The sequence below is a fragment of the Dyadobacter diqingensis genome (assembly GCF_024220585.1).
Classification (GTDB): domain Bacteria; phylum Bacteroidota; class Bacteroidia; order Cytophagales; family Spirosomataceae; genus Dyadobacter; species Dyadobacter diqingensis.
The window spans coordinates 237,364-252,517 of record NZ_JAMXKF010000009.1; the positions used below are offsets into that span (position 1 = coordinate 237,364).

General features: G+C 42.5%; 16 protein-coding genes. 8 read left to right on the forward strand and 8 right to left on the reverse strand.

The genetic code is table 11. From position 1 onward, the window contains the following. Positions 1 to 273: 273 nt before the first annotated feature. Positions 274 to 1,047: a glucose 1-dehydrogenase gene (locus M1L62_RS22605; protein WP_254561899.1), complete on the forward strand. Its 774-nt coding sequence runs from the start codon at positions 274 to 276 to the stop codon at positions 1,045 to 1,047. 48 nt (positions 1,048 to 1,095) lie between these two features. Then, positions 1,096 to 2,478, forward strand: coding sequence for an aldehyde dehydrogenase family protein (locus M1L62_RS22610; RefSeq protein WP_254561900.1), 1,383 nt, complete (start codon positions 1,096 to 1,098; stop codon positions 2,476 to 2,478). Positions 2,479 to 2,580: 102 nt separating this feature from the next. On the opposite strand, the gene lysA is transcribed toward M1L62_RS22610, so the two are convergent. After that, positions 2,581 to 3,816 carry a diaminopimelate decarboxylase gene (lysA, locus tag M1L62_RS22615; RefSeq protein ID WP_254561901.1) on the reverse strand — a complete coding sequence of 412 codons (1,236 nt, stop codon included), beginning with the start codon at positions 3,814 to 3,816 and terminating at the stop codon, positions 2,581 to 2,583. A 51-nt stretch (positions 3,817 to 3,867) separates the two neighbouring features. Continuing rightward, positions 3,868 to 4,695, reverse strand: coding sequence for an orotidine-5'-phosphate decarboxylase (gene pyrF / locus M1L62_RS22620; protein ID WP_254561902.1), 828 nt, complete (start codon positions 4,693 to 4,695; stop codon positions 3,868 to 3,870). Between the two features lie 109 nt (positions 4,696 to 4,804). On the opposite strand from pyrF, the gene rfbC reads away from it, so the two are divergent. Next, positions 4,805 to 5,347 (forward strand): dTDP-4-dehydrorhamnose 3,5-epimerase, encoded by a 543-nt coding sequence (gene rfbC / locus M1L62_RS22625; protein ID WP_254561903.1) that lies wholly within the window; start codon positions 4,805 to 4,807, stop codon positions 5,345 to 5,347. A gap of 62 nt (positions 5,348 to 5,409) precedes the next feature. Here the strand turns inward: rfbC and M1L62_RS22630 are convergent, their stop codons facing one another. The 5 genes from M1L62_RS22630 to M1L62_RS22650 form a co-directional block, all read right to left on the reverse strand. Then, a complete protein-coding gene (locus tag M1L62_RS22630; RefSeq protein ID WP_254561904.1) occupies positions 5,410 to 6,090 on the reverse strand; it encodes a type 1 glutamine amidotransferase domain-containing protein in 681 nt (226 codons plus the stop codon). 225 nt (positions 6,091 to 6,315) lie between these two features. Beyond that, positions 6,316 to 6,972: a response regulator transcription factor gene (locus M1L62_RS22635; protein WP_254561905.1), complete on the reverse strand. Its 657-nt coding sequence runs from the start codon at positions 6,970 to 6,972 to the stop codon at positions 6,316 to 6,318. A 4-nt stretch (positions 6,973 to 6,976) separates the two neighbouring features. Then, a complete protein-coding gene (locus M1L62_RS22640) occupies positions 6,977 to 7,837 on the reverse strand; it encodes a sensor histidine kinase (RefSeq protein WP_254561906.1) in 861 nt (286 codons plus the stop codon). Between the two features lie 707 nt (positions 7,838 to 8,544). Beyond that, positions 8,545 to 8,931, reverse strand: coding sequence for a hypothetical protein (locus tag M1L62_RS22645; protein ID WP_254561907.1), 387 nt, complete (start codon positions 8,929 to 8,931; stop codon positions 8,545 to 8,547). Between the two features lie 560 nt (positions 8,932 to 9,491). Beyond that, positions 9,492 to 10,040, reverse strand: coding sequence for an REP-associated tyrosine transposase (locus tag M1L62_RS22650; protein WP_254561908.1), 549 nt, complete (start codon positions 10,038 to 10,040; stop codon positions 9,492 to 9,494). Positions 10,041 to 10,265: 225 nt separating this feature from the next. On the opposite strand from M1L62_RS22650, the gene M1L62_RS22655 reads away from it, so the two are divergent. From M1L62_RS22655 to M1L62_RS22665, 3 genes are all read left to right on the forward strand, one after another. After that, positions 10,266 to 10,541 carry an Rdx family protein gene (locus tag M1L62_RS22655; protein WP_254561909.1) on the forward strand — a complete coding sequence of 92 codons (276 nt, stop codon included), beginning with the start codon at positions 10,266 to 10,268 and terminating at the stop codon, positions 10,539 to 10,541. Positions 10,542 to 10,870: 329 nt separating this feature from the next. Then, complete coding sequence (locus M1L62_RS22660) at positions 10,871 to 11,275, forward strand: Hsp20/alpha crystallin family protein (RefSeq protein WP_254561910.1); 405 nt, start codon at positions 10,871 to 10,873, stop codon at positions 11,273 to 11,275. A gap of 280 nt (positions 11,276 to 11,555) precedes the next feature. Further along, positions 11,556 to 11,891 (forward strand): hypothetical protein, encoded by a 336-nt coding sequence (locus tag M1L62_RS22665; protein WP_254561911.1) that lies wholly within the window; start codon positions 11,556 to 11,558, stop codon positions 11,889 to 11,891. Positions 11,892 to 11,987: 96 nt separating this feature from the next. On the opposite strand, the gene metG is transcribed toward M1L62_RS22665, so the two are convergent. Continuing rightward, on the reverse strand, positions 11,988 to 14,060 hold the full coding sequence (gene metG, locus M1L62_RS22670) for a methionine--tRNA ligase (RefSeq protein ID WP_254561912.1): 2,073 nt from the start codon (positions 14,058 to 14,060) through the stop codon (positions 11,988 to 11,990). A 255-nt stretch (positions 14,061 to 14,315) separates the two neighbouring features. Here metG and M1L62_RS22675 point away from each other — a divergent pair, with 255 nt between their 5' ends. Then, positions 14,316 to 14,813 carry a hypothetical protein gene (locus tag M1L62_RS22675; RefSeq protein ID WP_254561913.1) on the forward strand — a complete coding sequence of 166 codons (498 nt, stop codon included), beginning with the start codon at positions 14,316 to 14,318 and terminating at the stop codon, positions 14,811 to 14,813. Further along, positions 14,810 to 15,010 carry a helix-turn-helix transcriptional regulator gene (locus M1L62_RS22680; RefSeq protein ID WP_254561914.1) on the forward strand — a complete coding sequence of 67 codons (201 nt, stop codon included), beginning with the start codon at positions 14,810 to 14,812 and terminating at the stop codon, positions 15,008 to 15,010. Before M1L62_RS22675 ends, M1L62_RS22680 begins: the two co-directional genes overlap by 4 nt. The last annotated feature ends 144 nt before the right edge of the window (positions 15,011 to 15,154 follow it).

The following is a 15,154-nucleotide window of genomic DNA, read 5'->3' on the forward strand; positions in this document are numbered from 1 at the left end:
GACAGGAGACTCGTAAGGAGTCGGGTGGGGTGGTTGAGCAAGTCTATTGCTATAAACAAGATGCTCCCAAAGGAGCGTGACAGAAAATCGGTGGTGTTTTGATAGGCTGTTTAGTTTTGGCTATTGATGGCCACGTAGTGGTTCCCTGTTTATAGAAAGTGCTTGGATTTATTGATACCTGGCTCCGTGGGAGCCTCCTGTTTATGCTTAATGAACTAAATACCATACATACAAACTCAATTACTATTATTCAATCCCTTAATACATTAACCAATGCGTTTAGAAAATAAAGTCGCCCTCATCACTGGTGGAAGTGGTGGAATCGGCCGGGAAACGGCTCTTTTATTTGCCAAGGAAGGAGCCAAAATTGTTGTGACGGACGTGAATGACGTAGCTGGCCAGGAAACGGCAGATTTGATCACAGCCGAAGGCGGTGAAGCTTTTTACCTTCATGCAGACGTTTCCAAAGCTGCTGATTGCGAAGCCATGGTTGCTTTTACCGAAGAAAAATTCGGGAAACTGAACATCTTGTTTAACAACGCCGGTATCATGCACAGCGATGACGATAACGCCGTTACTACCGAAGAATCGATCTGGGATCTGACGATGAACATCAACGCAAAAGGTGTTTTTCTGGGATGCAAATATGGCATTCCGGCGCTTCAGCGCGCGGGCGGAGGGTCGATTATCAACACGGCATCTTTTGTGGCAATTCTTGGAGCCGCTACGCCACAGGTAGCGTACACGGCCAGTAAAGGAGCTGTTTTGGCATTAACACGCGAATTGGCGATCATTCATGCACGTGAAAATATTCGCGTTAATGCTTTGTGCCCGGGACCTTTGCGCACGGAATTACTGATGAAGTTTTTAAATACGGAAGAAAAAAAACAACGTCGTCTGGTACATATTCCAATGGGGCGTTTTGGGGAAGCGAAGGAAATGGCATCGGCTGTTTTGTTCCTGGCTTCCGACGAATCCTCTTTCGTAACGGGTACCGACTTTTTGGTTGACGGAGGTATTACGTCTGCTTACGTGACACCACTTTGATCAAAGATGGAGTAGGGTTTTCCTGAATCTTTTCTAACTTTTTGATTTATGCAAACAACAATAAGTCCGGTTGACGGATCGGTATATCTGGAACGGTCGCTGGCATCCGATGAAATGATTGAGAATGCTTTGGCTAAAGCAACCGAAGCACAAAAAGAATGGAAGAAAACAACAGTTGCCCAACGGGCAGCTTTTTGCCATAAAGCCGTTGAATATTTCCTGAATAATGCCGACGAAATTGGTTTGGAACTTACCTGGCAAATGGGCAGGCCGGTCCGTTATACCGCTAATGAAATCCGGAAAGGGTTTCAGGAGCGGGCAAAATACATGATCGGCGTAGCAGAACAGGCCCTGGCGGATGTGGAAGTAGAAGAAATTGCAGGTTTCAAGCGATTTATTCGTCGTGACCCGGTTGGTGTTGTATTTGTTGTTGCGCCGTGGAATTATCCTTATCTGACTTCCGTTAATTCGGTGATTCCTGCAATCATGGCCGGCAATACTGTTATTTTGAAACATGCGCAGCAAACGCCGCTTTGTGCGGAACGTTACGCAGCAGCTTTTGCTTATGCAGGTTTGCCGCAAGGTGTTTTTCAATATTTGCATTTAAGTCACGAACAGGTGGCCAGTGTTATCGCCGATGACAGAACTTCTTATGTAGCTTTCACGGGTTCAGTGGAGGGTGGTCATGCCGTGCAAAAATCTATCAACGAGCGGTTTATTGTTGGCGGACTGGAATTAGGTGGAAAAGATCCTGCTTATGTGCGCGCAGATGCGAACCTGGCAGATGCGGTTGAAAATCTGGTGGATGGTTCATTCTTTAATTCCGGGCAGTCGTGTTGCGGAATCGAGCGTATTTATGTCCATGAAGACGTGTACGATAAGTTTGTAGAGGAATTTGTTGCATTGACAAAAACCTATACCCTTGGAGATCCGTTAAGTGCGGACACGACGCTCGGCCCGATGGTGAGAACTTCGGCTGCTGTTTTTGCCCGGAAACAAATCGATGAAGCCGTAACACAGGGAGCTAAAACATTGATCGATCCGGCACTTTTTCCTGCTCATAAAGACGGAACACCTTATATGGCGCCTCAGGTGCTGGTGAACGTAGACCATACCATGCAGATCATGACGGAGGAGAGTTTTGCTCCGGTCGTTGGGATTATGGCCGTGAAAAGTGATGAGGAAGCGATCAGACTTATGAATGATAGCCAATATGGGCTGACGGCCTCTATCTGGACAAGCGATATTGACGCGGCATTAGCGATTGGGGAGCAGGTGGAAACCGGAACCTGGTTTATGAACCGCTGCGATTACCTGGATCCGGCTCTGGCCTGGACAGGTGTGAAAAATTCAGGAAGAGGTGTTACGCTGTCAAAAGTGGGTTATGAAGCATTGACAAAAGCCAAATCTTTCCACTTGAAAATCGGGTAGGATTTAGGCTACACAGAGTAACACAGAGATAAAAAGAGGTGCACGGAGTTTATGCTAAATAAAGCTCTGTGCACCTCTTTATTGTCTCTTTGATACTCTGTGTTACTCTGTGTTACCCACCTGCGTGCGTAATAAGTCTTCCAGCGTCTCGCGTCTTCTTACCAGTTTCGCAGTACCATGATCCACCAAAACTTCTGCGGGGCGGAAACGTGCGTTATAGTTGGAACTCATGGTGTAGCCATAAGCGCCTGCATTCAAAAATGCCAGAATATCCCCCTGACGAACTTCCGGCAAAGGACGGTCCGTTGCGAAAGTGTCTGTTTCGCAGATGTAGCCAACGATTGTATATTCTTTTTCTACACCTGCCGGATTGGATACATTCAAAATGTGATGGTAGGAGCCATACATCATCGGTCTGATCAGATGATTTAAACCGGAGTCGATGTGAACAAATGTACGGGCCGGATCTTCCTTCACCACAGTCGTATTTACTAATAAATTACCGCACTCGCTTACCAAAAACTTGCCTGGCTCAAACCACAATTGCAGCTCACGGCCATATTTTGCACAGAAATTTTTGAAACGTTCCGAAATCTTGTTTCCCAAAAGTTCCATATCCGTGATCGGATCGTTTGGTTTGTAAGAAACCTTAAATCCACCGCCAAGGTCGATAATTTCAAGATCCGGGAAGCGTAAAGCGGCTTCAAAAACGATATCAGCTACCTGCAAAAATGGCTCTGCATCTTTAATGTCAGATCCTGTGTGCTGATGAAGCCCAATGACTTTGATATCGTATTTCTCTACGACTTCAAGAATCTGATCCAGCAGCAAAACCGAGATGCCGAATTTGGAATCTGCGTGTGCCGTCATGATCTTGACATTTCCACCGGCGGCGACGTTAGGTTTCAAACGGATCAGACAAGGTTTAGTGTTTCCGTAGGTTTGTCCAAACCATTCAAGCAAAGGAATACTGTCGACATTGACGATAGCTCCTGCTTCCACGGCTGTTTTTACTTCGTGAAAAGGTACACCGCTTGGCGTAAAAGTGATCTGTTTCGTATCGAAACCAGCCAGTTTTCCCATTTCCAGCTCTCCTGTGGAAACAACATCAAGCTCCACGCCAATTTCACGCATCAAACGTAAAATGGCAAGGTTGGTATTGGCCTTACATGCGAATTTGATCTTCATATTCACACCGGAAAAAGCATGTTGCAATTCCTTTACTTTCCGGCGGATCGTGCCGCCATCGTAAACATAAAGTGGACTGCCAAACTCTTCAACAAGCTGAGCCGGATCGATATTTTGTATGGTATATGTATTTAGTTCTGAAAGCTGCATTGGGAATTAGTTGAATGGATTTGTAAAATATTCAGAATGACGTTTTTTGACTTACTTGCAGTACTTATCAAGATAAACCGCCATTTCCTGTTGTAAAGCCTGCGCCTCTTCCTTGGCCTTTTGCGCGAAATCAAGTCCGTCTCCGGCATAGATAATGCTGCGGGAAGCATTCACCAGCAATCCGCAGCTCTTATTCATACCATAACGCGAAACCTCTTCCAGATTTCCGCCCTGCGCACCTACACCAGGTACAAGCAGGAAATGATCAGGGACAATGGTACGGATATTGGCCAGATCATGCGCCTGTGTTGCGCCTACCACGTACATCATGCGGTCCGCACCCGCCCATGTTTGCGAGGTTTTTAAAACCTGTTCGTATAAAAAACCGTCTTTGGTTTCGATTCTCTGAAAATCAGCACCACCGGAATTGGAAGTTAATGCAAGCAAAATTACCCACTTACCCTCAAAATCCAGAAACGGCGTAACAGAATCACTTCCCATGTAAGGAGCAACGGTCACAGAGTCAAAATTCAATCCGGAAGAACTCGGATCGAAAAACGTACGCGCGTACAGACCCGAAGTATTTCCGATATCACCTCTTTTGGCATCTGCAATGGTAAAATGACTTTTCGGGATATATTCCATCGTCTTTTGCAGACTTTCCCAGCCTTTCGCTCCCAATGCTTCATAAAAAGCAATATTGGGTTTATATGAAACGCAGTAATCCGCCGTTGCTTCAATAATCTGTTTATTGAATTCAAATACGGGATCGCTCTCTTTTAATAAATGAGCCGGGATTTTACGTATATCTGTGTCGAGTCCTATGCAGAGATAAGATTTCTTCTGGGAAATGTGGTCAAAAAGCGCTTCGTATGTCATGTTATTTCGAAATAATGTGCCGAAATTACAACCTCTGCAAATAGATTCATAAATTTGGACGCACATTAAATACTAAGGCTCTTTAAAAAAGATAATTCAAACAATAATTATGCAGATCCGAGAAACATCCATTGCCGGTTTAGTTGAAATTTTTCCACGCGTTTTCGAAGACGACAGGGGATTCTTTTTTGAATCTTACAATGAGGAATTGTTTAAAAAATTAGGCTTGCCAACCAACTTTGTACAGGATAATCAGTCATTTTCCATAAAAGGAGTGGTTAGAGGTCTGCATTTTCAAAACGCGCCCTTTGCGCAGGGAAAACTGGTTCGTGTTATCTCGGGAAGGGTTTTGGATGTGGCGGTAGATATTCGTCCGGATTCGCCTACGTTTGGAAAACACGAGGTTTTTGAATTACGCAGTGACACCAATAACATGGCTTACGTTCCGGAAGGGTTCGCCCACGGTTTTGTAGCGCTGGAAGATTCTGTGTTCAGTTATAAGTGTACTAATGTTTATAACAAAGGCGCGGAGTCAGGCATTTTGTGGAATGACCCTGATTTGGGAATCGACTGGGGAATCGAAAATCCGATTGTATCAGAAAAAGATCTGATTCTTCCTACTTTGAAATCGCTGTTTGAAAAGCAATTGTAACAGATTTTATATCGGGAGAAAAGGGCGGGGCAGGATTTATTTTCTACCAGCTTTTTTCTCCTTTATTTTTCAAAAAGTTCTTCAAGCGCCTTTGTCGCCACTTTTTTTGCCGAGTTTGGATTTTGCCCGGTAATAAGCCTTTCATCCATTTCAATAAATTCGACGAACGGAATCATTGCCTTGGTATAATGCGCACCTCTTTCTTTCAGCAGGTCTTCCAGATGAAAGGGCACTTCGCTTACGAAACTCATCAGCGTGTCTTCCACGTGCGCATATCCTGTCACATATTTGTCATGAATAAGGTAAGAGCCGTCCGAAAGTTTTACATTTAAAAGTCCGCTGACGCCGTGGCAAACCGCCGTGACCATGCCATTATTCTCATAAATTGATCTCGTGATTTCCTGTAATTCAACGTTGTCAGGGAAGTCCCACAAGCCACCGTTTCCTCCCGTAAAATAGACAAGCCGGTAATCTTTCGGATTTATGTCGGATGGTTTTAACGAGTTTTCAAACTTTTCTAAAAACGTGGTGTCGGCAAGATATTTCTGGTTTACCTCATCTTTCAAATCCATACTTCTTTCGTCGACAGGAATTTTTCCGCCCTGGGGGCTCACCAGGTCTATCAGCACTTTTCGTCGGGTCATTACATTATAAAAATGAGTCAACTCGCTCAGCCACAATCCTGTTTTTCCTGACTTGGTTGGGTAACTATCGTGATTGGTACAAACAATGAGTACTTTCATTTGGTTAATGATTGAATGAGCGAATGTTGACCGGGTCGCCTGTGCGATACGGAATTAGCCGAAAATTCAGATTTTCAGGACATGCCAAACTTTGTTTGAATGGTTTGGAAAGATAAAAATAAAAAGGAAGTAATATGTTGATAAAGGCAAAGATTTCCAGCAGAAGACCTGCGGGAAAAATTTTGACGAGCAGTCTGAACCCTAACTCCTAACCGCTTAAAGCTATTAAAGCAGCTGATTTTTGTACGCGAAAGCTACGGCGGCCGCGGTGGATTTTGTACCCGTCTTTTCGAGCACACGCAGACGGTGACCTTCTACGGTCCGGATACTGATAAACAGCTTATCGCTTATCTCGGTGGTAGACAGTCCGTCACAGATCAATTGAAGTACTTCCTTTTCACGTGCGGAAAGGGCTACGTTACATGAATTCGGGAAAAACGGATGCTTATTGGGCTGGCGGTTCACCATTTTGCGGTGCATCGCTTTGGAGACAAAATCATTGTAATAAAACCCTTCTTCGGCTACGCGACGGATTGCTTTTTCAACTTCATCCGGACTGGTGTCTTTCAATAAATAACCCTGAACGCCTTTTTCAAGCATGTGAATGACGAAGCGATCCTCATTGTACATGGAAACGACGATGATCTTGATTTCGGGGAAGCGTTCAAAAGCGAGCTCAGTAGCCTGAATCCCATCCATAACCGGCATTTGCAGATCCATGAAAACGATATCAGGCAGGTTGCCAGGCAACTTATCCAGAAGTTCCTGTCCGTTGGCCGCTTCCAGGACGAAATCAAAATCCGGAATATTACTCAGCATGGAAATAAATCCTTTTCTGAATAATTCGTGATCGTCAGCTATGCCCAGTTTCAAGGTTTTCATGATGTTAAATTGTCATTCGCTCACGGCGAAATGGATGTAATGGCTCAGGTTTGTTTCCGGATGCGTGAACCACGGGTATCTGAGCAAAAGCCTGACAGCCACCGGTTTTTGGTTTCTCATATTCAATGGTACCGTCCACAATGGCGAGCCGGCTTTCGATACCCAATAGCCCAAGGCCGGCCAGATTGCTTTCTTTGATCATTTCAGGATCGAACCCGATACCGTTGTCGGTCACCATCAATCCAATAAATTTACTATTGATCTGCAAGTTAATTTCAATCTGCGAACATTTCGAATGCTTGATCGAATTGTTTACAAGTTCCTGCATAATCCGGTAAATTGTGAGCTCAACTTTCTGGCTTTGACGCGGAGCATCTTCGGTGTTGGAGTGGAAAGAAAGTCGGAGGTTATTGTCTTCTTCCAGTTTGTTGATAAATTCTTCAATAGCCGCCGCCAGACCAAATCGTTCCAGGGTGGTTGGTACCAAATCGCGGGTAATTCTCCGCACATGCAATATCGTTTCTTCCACCAGCGACTGTGATTTTCGCATAATCTGATCTTCCTTGATGTCAGAATCTGCTACCAGCTTACTAAGCTGATTCAAACTCAGCTTAGTAAGTGATAACATCGTCCCAATATCGTCATGAAGGTCCTGAGCAATACGCCTGCGTTCGTTTTCTTCGGAATTCAGTGCGGTGTCAAGGAGCTTGCGCTGATGGTCTTTTTCAATTTCACGAAGCTTTTTTTCCTGATGCAATTGTTTTTTTTGGTAGAACATAACGAAGAGGATCACAAAAAATGCCATCATCAACATAGCCATCATGGCAATTAGTATAGCCCATTTTAGCTGCTCACTGTTTTGCATAATATCTCTTCGAAAAAATCCATATTCCTACACTAAATAGTATAAGAGATACTGTTTCAAATATATAAGGAACTTTCTCCAAAAAACCCAATTCGAGCGGATCTTTCCATTTTTCGGTATAATGAAGGACTGGTGCTATAAAAATAAAACTAGAATAGTACAGCAAAATTCCTGAGCACACCCAGAAAAAAGGAAACGTAAGCAAATTCGGAATCTTCAGTGTGTTAATTGTTTCATAGAAATATAAAAGTGTCCAAAAAAGCATTAGAAAGCTTTCCAATGTTGTCGCATAAGCCACCATATTATGATTGTGTAAGTCGCTTATGTCAGGATTGGAACGAAAAATATCCCAAAAAGAAAAAAAAGTAAATCCCACAATGGCGTAGAGGATACTCTTTTTGAATTTTTTCACTTCAAATTTATGATAAAACATTGCACTGAGCAAAGCATATCTTACTGGTACACAGATATTATAAAACAATATGTTATTGGTTCTTAAAGAAGCATAGTGAAACATAACGAGATCTATCACCAGCTTAAATATTAAATATTCAAGTAGAAACAGGAACGATGGATCTATATAAGCTCTTCTATACCAAATTAAGAATAAAGGTATTAGTGTGGTAAAAACTGCAATACAGGGTATTAAATGATTGTGAACGAAAGAGATGTAGGTCTCAACCATTTATTGTAAGTTTAATTAGTAATTAACAATTTTTTGGACATGTAGGACCTCCCGACATTCCATCGTCACTGTTGGGCATGTCTTTTAACCCCATTCCTTTTGTGATGTCTCTGCCGTCAGCCGAAACAGGGACAATAACTAAGCGCGATGTGGGTTTCCCCTTTCCATATACCGGCTCATCTCCTTCATGATCTTCGTCTCTGTTGCCGTAATATACACGAAAACCAACACAATTATCGCCGTGTGATTGTATTAATTTGTTGAATGTGTGGATTCCGAAAAACTCTGCTTTAACGTAATTATCACCTCTTGCAGCGATATCCTTTTCTTTTGCGTGGTGGGGTTCTGTTAACGCCTTAATTTCAAATGACGAGATAAGTTTTCCTTCGTGACCTGTAAACTTTGCCATAATTGTACTTGAAAATGGGAGAGAGTTAATAAATAAAATTAATAATACGTAAAATTAGCCCGAAGCGAAATGATTGACAAGGAGAGCAAGGATGCGGGGTTTTTTACGTGATTGTAAATGTTTGATTATTAGTATTTTAATTGGTATTGTTAAAATAAAACACGTAATTCTACTTACCAGATCAGGGGTAATTACGATTTAAGGGAATAGGATTTACGTGATTGAAAAATCGGGGATAATCACGCTAAAATGCAAGCGGCGCGTGCTGTACTTTTGTATCAGTCATGAAAAATACATTACCAGAACATACTTATTAGGGTTAAAAAGGTTAGGCTTAGTACACAAATCCGGGATGAAAGTTCATCCCGGATTTTTTGTTTAGGTGCTAACTCCGATTTGTAATCGGGGTTTCTTGGTTTAGCGTTTGTAACGCTACAATAAGAAACATAAATAAAGCCGATTTAACCTGAGAATAGAAAGTATTAAATCTTCATGTTTGTTTATCGAGCGTTACAAACGCAAAGCCAAACAACACCGATTGCAAATCGGTGTTAGCTCGCTCAGAGAAATTCAATTTCCAGCAATCCCTTTAAGCCCGAATAATCTCTCGCGGAGCTAAATGTATAATCTTCAGCTTCTTCGACAATTAAGGCTCTGACTGGGTTTTGATGAATGTATTGAAGTTTTTGTCGTGAGAAGTCGGCGTTATAACATTCAATAGCATGATTGCCGTCCTGCCAAAATTTGAAATCCTTTACGTTGGATTTATATTTTCCGGCATATTCAAATCTATGCAACATCCATTCCCTTCGGCTTTCAGTCTCGTTCTGTATGGCCGAAACAATTTGTTTTGAAGTGAATTTCTTAAAATCTCGAATGATGTCAGATAATCTGAATTCATTACTGGCTGTGGCTAACAAATGCATATGGTTAGACATGAGGCACCAGCCAAATATCCGAAGTCCTTTCTGTTTTTGACAATAGCGAAGCGAATCAATAATTTTCAGCTTATATTCCTTTCTTGTGAAAACATCTACCCAATCCACTACGGTTATTGTCAAATAATGTAATGCGTCTTGATTTCTGATGAAATATTGGTTCGAGGCCATTTTATTGCATGTTGATTTATCCTTTTGACGGCCGATACGTGATTATGTAACTTCGGTGATCCAGATTTGCAGCAGGTGCTGTATGCGTGGATTTCTTAATCTGCACTGCGGCAGCTGAATGTTACAAATGCCTAAGCCAAGCAACTCTACGCGGAACGCCCTGACGCCGCTCTTTCACTTTTTGATTAAGAACCTTTCATTAACTTTATCAAAAAATGACGCAACATGAAACCCACAATTACCATAGAATATTGCCCTAAATGTGGCTGGCTTTTACGTGCAGCCTGGATGGCGCAGGAGTTACTCACTACTTTTGTTGAAGATGTGCATGCGGTCACACTGGTGCCGTCGGAAGTTGCTGGGCGCTATACCGTGAAGCTGGACGATCACCTTTTGTGGGACCGGAAAAGGGAGGGGCATTTTCCGGAACCGAAAGAAATGAAACAACGCGTTCGTGACCAGATCGCTCCCGAACGAGATTTAGGTCATAATGATCGTTGAGGGTGCCATTTTCGTATATCCGGTATAATCGACCGAAAATATTACTATCTGTATTTTAAACCTTTATGATATTTTGGAGTCTATGAGTCAGATAGGTTTAAAGACAGAATGGCATTTTATATAATCATTAACTGTAAAAATGGCAGTAACTATAATTTTTATAGTGGTATAGTCTTATTTTGAAATCGGCTTATTTTGTTAATTATTTGATTGTTAGATGATTGAGGTGTTTGTTGCAATCTTCAATACTTGCTTTAACACCAATCGGGAATTTCTGGTACGGAATTTTTTGTTTAATGTGTAAATATGAATTCAAAACGCTAAGCACCATGGAAAACAAGATAAAAATACCGCGGGAAATGTTAATGCATATTGATTTTACCAATACCATTAACGGAGGAAACAGCGAACCGGTAGTAAACCTCAAAAAAGGTACCGATGGTTATGAAGTGACAGTAAAAGCGCCGGGCATCGAGTCCGAAGATTTACAGCTTGAAATTGTTAAAGACAAAATGCGGTTATACCACCTTTTGCCGATATTCGCTCAGAGCCAGGAGCAGGAAGAACAATGGAAAACGATCCGTTTTATCAGCACACTCACTATTCCTGATGGTGTAGATTCTGATAATATCACGGCGAGATATGATGCCGGTAAACGTCATTTGGTCCTTTTTCTTCCATTTAATCACCAACAAGATGATTTTCGTAGAAAAGTGGATATTGAGCGCTGGTAGGCAGTCCGGGACAGGGATTTTAATAATATGAAGGCCTCACAATGACGAATTGTGGGGCCTTCATATTTTCGGAGGTTTCAAGATATTTCGATATTATTTTTTGTAAATAAAAACCTCGCTTGCAGGCAGTATGAGCTATTTTGCTCTTTAAACCTGAAATTATTGCACCCTGCCAATACTTAATGTTAAGATATAGTAAACCTGAATTTTTTGTTGAAAAAATAAGGCTACATATCTGTATATTCGTCTACGTATTACCTCCCATATTCAACACAACGTTATGAAAAAGTCAAACATCTTTGCCTATATTGAACTTTCAAAGTTGGCAGACGGTCTCCGTGCCCCCGAAAGCGGTGGGAAACCTAAGGAGCAACTCAAATCGCAGGCAGCTTATTTCAACATCATCGATCCTAAATATTTTTCCGACGAACTTGTAGGCGAATGGGAAAACATACTCGGACACACTAAAAAACTTGGCGCCAAACTGAATGCAGAGGGGAGGGTTGTTTCCAATGCTGTAACGAACACCATTGAAAACATGACGGAGTCGGAGTGCCGGGTTTTGGTAGACCGTGTGAATGCTTTGTATGACAAACTGAAAAAGGAATTTGAATAAAATCAGTTACTACTGACCTCATATATTATTTCCAAAGAAAAACCCCTGACACATCGCTGTATCAGGGGTTTTTCTTTTGTACAATATATCTCAGGATTAGTTAACCGTTCCTCCGTCCCAGACCTCTTTACCAGGTTGAACGAAAGCCAGGCTGCCATCTTTGTCTTCAGCCATCAGAATCATTCCGTGACTTTCCATGCCCATCATTTTACGGGGAGCAAGGTTGGCCAGGTACAAAACTTTTTTGCCGATTATTTCTTCCGGTTTGAAATGCTCTGAAATTCCACTTAAAACTGTGCGTTGCTCGCTGCCGATATCCACTTTCAGCTTCAAAAGTTTTTTGCTTTTGGGTACGCTTTCGGCTTCAACAATGGTAGCCACACGAATATCCATTTTGGTAAAATCGTCATACTGGATTTCAGCTTTCACGGGAGCAACCACTTTTCCTTCCAGTTCATTGGCGCGTTTAGCGTCGTGAAGTTTCTGGATTTGTTTTTCGATGATGTGATCTTCAATTTTTTCAAAAAGAAGTCCTGCTTCGCTGATCGGTTGTCCAGCTTCCAACAGATCGGCTTTTCCTGCGTCGGCCCAGGTTTTATTGAGAACGCCCAGTTGCGTACGAATTTTTTCAGCGGTAAATGGAAGTACCGGTTCTGATACGATCGACAAAGATGCCGAGATCTGAAGTGCAATATTCATGATCGTATTCACACGTTCGGGATCTGTTTTGATCACATGCCATGGCTGTGTATCGGCCAGGTATTTGTTTCCTAAACGGGCAAGGTCCATAATAAAAGTAAGTGCCTCGCGGAAACGGTAGTTTTCCATTGCATCACCGATTTTCGTCGGGAATGCAGCCAGTTCGGCAAGGACAGCCTGATCAGTCTCTGTTAATTCACCAGCAGCCGGCACTTTGCTGTCGCAGAATTTCTGGGTTAACACAACGGCACGGTTGATAAAATTGCCAAAAATCCCGACAAGCTCACTGTTGTTACGCGTTTGGAAATCTTTCCAGGTAAACTCGCTGTCTTTCGTTTCCGGCGCGCTGGCCGTAAGTACGTAACGGAGTACATCCTGCTTACCCGGTAGTTCTTCCAGATATTCATGCAACCATACGGCCCAGTTTCTGGATGTTGAAATTTTGTCGCCTTCCAGGTTCATAAACTCATTGGCAGGAACATTGTCAGGCAATATCAGATTGCCTTCCGCAATTACCGTTGCAGGGAAAATGATGCAGTGGAATACAATGTTATCTTTTCCGATAAAATGCACGAGTTTCGTTTCCTCAGCACCTTCTTCGTTTTTTTGCCACCACTTTTTCCATCCTTCGTCAGTACCATTTTTCTGGATCAACCAATCTTTGGTGGCAGAGATATAACCGATTGGCGCCTCAAACCAAACGTAAAGCACTTTTCCATCGGTATCTGGCAATGGAACCGGAATTCCCCAGTCGAGGTCACGGGTCATCGCTCTCGGTTTAAGGCCCTCTTTAAGCCATGACTGGCATTGTCCCAATACATTGGTTTTCCATTCCGGATGGCTGTTCACGAAATCTTCGACCTGCGGTTGTAATTTATCAAGCGGCAAGAACCAGTTCGTCGTAGGACGCATTACAGGTTTGGCCCCTGAAAGCATGGAATGCGGCTCAATAAGTTCTGTTGGACTTAATGCCGAACCACAACGTTCACATTGGTCGCCGTAGGCATTCGGGTTGGCACAAACCGGGCAGGTTCCCACGATGTAGCGGTCAGCCAAAAACTGCTGAGCGGTTTCATCGTAATATTGTTCAGTGGTTTCTTCTATGAAAACACCTTTATCATATAAATCTTTGAAAATTTCCTGAGAAGTCTCGTGATGAACCTTCTTGCTGGTGCGGGAATAAATATCAAATGAAATCCCCAATTGCTTAAAGGATTCGTCAATTTGTGTGTAATATTTATCAACAACCTGCTGAGGAGTCAGTCCCTCTTTTTTTGCGCGAATAGTAATAGGAACGCCATGTTCGTCGGTTCCGCTGATAAATGCCACGTCTTTCCCGTTAGCGCGCAGATAACGCACGTAAATGTCGGCGGGTACGTAACATCCGGCAAGGTGGCCAATATGAATAGGTCCGTTGGCATAAATCAATGCCGCGGTGACGGTATAGCGTTTAGGGTCAATAATTGCCATTAATTCTTTACTCTTATTTAGTTTATGCTGCAAAGTTAGTGAAATCGGCTTGAGAGCGGTTACGTTATAAACAAGAAAGTATGAAGCAACGACATAGTGAAGTCAAGACTGGGCTTCTCTGTTTTCAAAACTTGACTTCCCTTTCGCCCTGGTGTCTGGTTTGTTGTATAAAATGTAAATTAAATTTTACATTTATTAAAACATAATTTACATTTATCACGTTAAACAGATGTACTTTAAAACCTCCCGTTATTCATGAAAACAAAATATCTTCTGCCGCACGGTTACCAGCTTTTGGGCTGGGTTGCTACATGTATTGGGCTGACAATCCTGTTTTGGGGGTTGTTTGCCGGAGAGGCAGTTCCTTTTAAACTGGAAATCAGTTTTCCATGGCCATTTTCGGCAGGGAAAGGATTTTTGGATCCTCAGGTTTTGGACGGAAACATAGTTTTAGATGTTGCGGATGAGTTATTGTGTGTCTTAATAATTGCCGGATTATTTATCGTTGCTTTTTCAAGACAAAAAGTTGAAGACGAACGGATAGCACAAATACGGCTTGAAGCTTTGCAGTGGGGGATATATGCCAATTATTTCATGCTTGTTTTATGCATCCTGCTGGTTTATGGCGGATCGTTTTTGCTGGTTTTGTCTTACAATATGTTCACACCGCTTCTGATTTTTATAGCACGTTTTTATTGGTTATTGTACGCTGAACCTGCTTTGCAGGCAAAGAGAGAAAAGAGTTTGTTATGAAAAACAGGATAAGAATCGAACGGGCCATTTTAAATATAACACAGGCTGAGCTTGCCGAACGGGTTCAGGTATCACGCCAGACGATTAATGCAATCGAGGCAGGCAAATATTCACCGACATTGGCATTGGGGATGAAAATTGCAGCGCAATTCGAGAAGACTGTTAACGAAATATTTGAACTTGAAGAAGAGGATTAGAAGTCAAGACTGGGCCGTCCCCGTTTTCAAAAGGGCACTCCCAGTCTTGACTTCTAGCTTACCGCAAAAAACAACCATAGTTCTCTTTTAACCAGCGTTACACTATGTAAAAATTGGTTACAAATTGTGACTGAAAAATTCCTG

What these genes read in the sequence shown, in the direction of transcription:
- rfbC (WP_254561903.1), top strand. Translation starts at nt 4,805, where the DNA reads ATGCAGATCCGAGAAACATCCATTGCCGGTTTAGTTGAAATTTTTCCA.
- M1L62_RS22660 (WP_254561910.1), top strand. Translation starts at nt 10,871, where the DNA reads ATGGAAAACAAGATAAAAATACCGCGGGAAATGTTAATGCATATTGAT.
- lysA (WP_254561901.1), bottom strand. Translation starts at nt 3,816, where the DNA reads ATGCAGCTTTCAGAACTAAATACATATACCATACAAAATATCGATCCG.
- M1L62_RS22665 (WP_254561911.1), top strand. Translation starts at nt 11,556, where the DNA reads ATGAAAAAGTCAAACATCTTTGCCTATATTGAACTTTCAAAGTTGGCA.
- pyrF (WP_254561902.1), bottom strand. Translation starts at nt 4,695, where the DNA reads ATGACATACGAAGCGCTTTTTGACCACATTTCCCAGAAGAAATCTTAT.
- metG (WP_254561912.1), bottom strand. Translation starts at nt 14,060, where the DNA reads ATGGCAATTATTGACCCTAAACGCTATACCGTCACCGCGGCATTGATT.
- M1L62_RS22675 (WP_254561913.1), top strand. Translation starts at nt 14,316, where the DNA reads ATGAAAACAAAATATCTTCTGCCGCACGGTTACCAGCTTTTGGGCTGG.
- M1L62_RS22610 (WP_254561900.1), top strand. Translation starts at nt 1,096, where the DNA reads ATGCAAACAACAATAAGTCCGGTTGACGGATCGGTATATCTGGAACGG.
- M1L62_RS22630 (WP_254561904.1), bottom strand. Translation starts at nt 6,090, where the DNA reads ATGAAAGTACTCATTGTTTGTACCAATCACGATAGTTACCCAACCAAG.
- M1L62_RS22680 (WP_254561914.1), top strand. Translation starts at nt 14,810, where the DNA reads ATGAAAAACAGGATAAGAATCGAACGGGCCATTTTAAATATAACACAG.
- M1L62_RS22650 (WP_254561908.1), bottom strand. Translation starts at nt 10,040, where the DNA reads ATGGCCTCGAACCAATATTTCATCAGAAATCAAGACGCATTACATTAT.
- M1L62_RS22635 (WP_254561905.1), bottom strand. Translation starts at nt 6,972, where the DNA reads ATGAAAACCTTGAAACTGGGCATAGCTGACGATCACGAATTATTCAGA.
- M1L62_RS22605 (WP_254561899.1), top strand. Translation starts at nt 274, where the DNA reads ATGCGTTTAGAAAATAAAGTCGCCCTCATCACTGGTGGAAGTGGTGGA.
- M1L62_RS22655 (WP_254561909.1), top strand. Translation starts at nt 10,266, where the DNA reads ATGAAACCCACAATTACCATAGAATATTGCCCTAAATGTGGCTGGCTT.
- M1L62_RS22640 (WP_254561906.1), bottom strand. Translation starts at nt 7,837, where the DNA reads ATGCAAAACAGTGAGCAGCTAAAATGGGCTATACTAATTGCCATGATG.
- M1L62_RS22645 (WP_254561907.1), bottom strand. Translation starts at nt 8,931, where the DNA reads ATGGCAAAGTTTACAGGTCACGAAGGAAAACTTATCTCGTCATTTGAA.